The sequence below is a fragment of the Streptomyces sp. SID3212 genome, from assembly GCF_009865405.1.
Lineage (GTDB): Bacteria > Actinomycetota > Actinomycetes > Streptomycetales > Streptomycetaceae > Streptomyces.
The window spans coordinates 1-2652 of the sequence record NZ_WWJY01000019.1 but is presented as its reverse complement, the minus strand read 5'-3'; the positions used below and the strand labels follow the sequence as shown (position 1 = coordinate 2652).

The window sequence follows — 2652 nt, the reverse complement described above, 5'->3', positions numbered from 1 at the left end:
CGCCACCATCGCCGCCGCCGCTCGCGTCGCCGGCCGCTTCGAGCCGCTGGGCCCGTACGGACAGCTCCCTCGCCAGCGCCAGCGCCTCGGCCGCCGCGCCCCTCTGGAGCCTGCTGCGGGGGGCGGAACGCAGGCGGTCGGCGAATCGGTCCACGGCGGCCGTCAGGGGCGTTGTATCGAGCACGCCGCGACCCTACGCGCCCCGGGCACGCGAAGGGGTCCGTGGCACCCGCCACGGACCCCTTCGCGTCTATCTGTCGCGGTGTCAGTCGTTGCCCTGAAGGATCGACAGGACCCGCAGCATCTCCGTGTAGATCCACACGAGCGTCACGGTGAGGCCGAAGGCCGCCAGCCAGGACTCCTCGCGCGGAGCGCCGTACGCGACGCCGTCCTCGACCTGCTTGAAGTCCAGCGCCAGGAAGCACGCGCCGAGGATGATGCCGACCACGCCGAAGAGGATGCCGAGGCCGCCGCTGCGGAAGCCGAGGCCGTCACCGCCGCCGAACAGGGCGAACAGGGCGTTGACCGCCATCAGGATCAGGAAGCCCATCGCCGCGGCCATCACGAAGCCGTAGAAGCGGCGGGTGACCCGGATCCAGCGCATCTTGTACGCGATCAGCACGCCGGCGAAGACCGCCATCGTGCCGAGCACGGCCTGGATCACGACGCCCGGCGAGATGTACGTGCTCACCGCGTTGCTGATGACCCCGAGGAAGACGCCCTCGAAGGCGGCGTACGCGAAGATCAGCGCCGGGACCGGCGTGCGCTTGAACGACTGGATCATCGCGAAGACGAAGGCGACGAGCGCGGCGCCGATGGCGATGCCGTACGACTTGCCGAGGTTCGCGTCGTCCACCGGCAGCAGGACCCAGGACAGGACCGCCGTGAGCACGACCGTGCCCAGCGTCATGGCCGTACGGGCCACGACGTCGTCGATCGTCATGACGTCCGCGCGGGCGGGCGCCTGCGGGCCACCGAGCTGAGTGCCCTGCTGAGGCGCGTAAGGGTTGGTCGCGTAGGGGTTGGTTCCTACGGCGGGGCCCCCGGCCGGTGCCGCGGTGAAGCCCGCATGGCCGTTGTCGCGGCTGAAGCCCCGTCGCGAGAAGACCGGGTTGCTGCTCCTCATCTCACTCCTCCATGGCCACCCAGCGCGGCCTTGGCACAAGAGTAATGGGCGAGCAAAAGGAACACCCTACTGCTCCGGGAGGATCTTTCCGTGATCGTGACCCGAAACGGGTGCCGTCGATCACACCGGTGGGGCGGGGGCGGGCCGGCCGGCCCGGGCGGAGAAGTCGTCGGACCGGAATGAGGGCTTCCGGTGCTGAACGAAAAGTCGGATATGTGCCCGGAACCGGACTTGAACCGGTACGCCCCGAGAGGGGCAGCGAGGTTTAAGCTCGCCGTGTCTGCATTCCACCACCCGGGCGTGGCGCGGCTCCGCGTTGGCACACGAGCATATCGGGGCGCGCGCCCCGAATTTCAGCCCCATGGCCCGATGTTGTCTTATTTTACTGACACCTGAGGGTGCGTCAGCACATGGAATGAGCCATCGACACATGGTGGGCGCGGGTGGTCATTACCTACTGCGGCGTACGGAAATGACGAAAAGTCGCCGCCCGGTCACTCAAGTCGTACCTGTCCGGGGGTACGTCGTCCCTGTCTCGGGGGCGGTGTCATCCCCGAGGAGGAGCCGGGCGGGCTCCGGTCAGTCCCAAGAGGGCCCCGGGAACGGGCATCGGGGCTGACGCACCGCCGCCGGACGGCCGAGACGATGAAGGGGTCCACTCAGCGCGTCGACAGGAGTCCCCCGCCGTGACCACCACCCCGCTCGCTCACCGCGCCACCGCCGTGGCCGCCCGCGCCTCCGGACTGTCGAAGGTCTACGGACAGGGCGAGACCCAGGTGGTCGCCCTCGACCAGGTCAGCGTGGACTTCGGCCAGGGCGAGTTCACCGCCATCATGGGCCCGTCCGGGTCCGGCAAGTCGACGCTGATGCACTGCGTCGCCGGCCTCGACAGCTTCAGCGCCGGGTCCGTACGGATCGGGGACACCGAGCTGGGCTCCCTCAAGGACAAGCAGCTCACCCAGCTCCGCCGGGACAAGATCGGCTTCATCTTCCAGGCCTTCAACCTGCTGCCCACGCTGTCGGCCCTGGAGAACATCACGCTTCCCATGGACATCGCGGGCCGCAAGCCCGACCAGGCCTGGCTCGATCAGGTCATCACGATGATCGGCCTCGCCGACCGGCTCGGCCACCGGCCCACCCAGCTCTCCGGCGGCCAGCAGCAGCGGGTCGCCGTCGCCCGCGCCCTGGCCTCGCAGCCGGAGATCATCTTCGGCGACGAGCCGACCGGGAACCTGGACTCGCGCGCGGGCGCCGAGGTGCTCGGCTTCCTCCGCAACTCCGTACGGGAGCTGGGCCAGACGGTCGTCATGGTGACCCACGACCCGGTGGCCGCCTCCTACGCCGACCGGGTGATCTTCCTGGCCGACGGCCGGATCGTCGACGAGATGCTCCACCCCACCGCCGACGGCGTGCTCGACCGGATGAAGGCGTTCGACGCCAAGGGCCGTACGAGCTGACGGGTCGTACGACCACCGCCGCACGCTCTCCTTCGCACGCCAGTACGGCCGTACGACCCCACCCGCCCG

At 69.6% G+C, this 2652-nt stretch carries 2 protein-coding genes, 1 tRNA gene and 1 pseudogene; 1 reads left to right on the top strand and 3 read right to left on the bottom strand.

Going from position 1 to position 2652, the window contains the following annotated elements:
* From GT042_RS01185 to GT042_RS01175, 3 genes and pseudogenes are all read right to left on the bottom strand, one after another.
* Nucleotides 1–184, bottom strand: a pseudogene (locus tag GT042_RS01185) (hypothetical protein); the annotation flags it as partial.
* An 81-nt stretch (nt 185–265) separates the two neighbouring features.
* Nucleotides 266–1126, bottom strand: a complete 861-nt coding sequence (locus GT042_RS01180; RefSeq protein ID WP_161306828.1) for a Bax inhibitor-1/YccA family protein — start codon at nt 1124–1126, stop codon at nt 266–268.
* 216 nt (nt 1127–1342) lie between these two features.
* A tRNA-Leu gene (locus GT042_RS01175) sits at nt 1343–1426 on the bottom strand.
* 386 nt (nt 1427–1812) lie between these two features.
* Between GT042_RS01175 and GT042_RS01170 the strand changes: the two genes are divergently transcribed.
* On the top strand, nt 1813–2583 hold the full coding sequence (locus tag GT042_RS01170; RefSeq protein ID WP_161306827.1) for an ABC transporter ATP-binding protein: 771 nt from the start codon (nt 1813–1815) through the stop codon (nt 2581–2583).
* Nucleotides 2584–2652 lie beyond the last annotated feature (69 nt).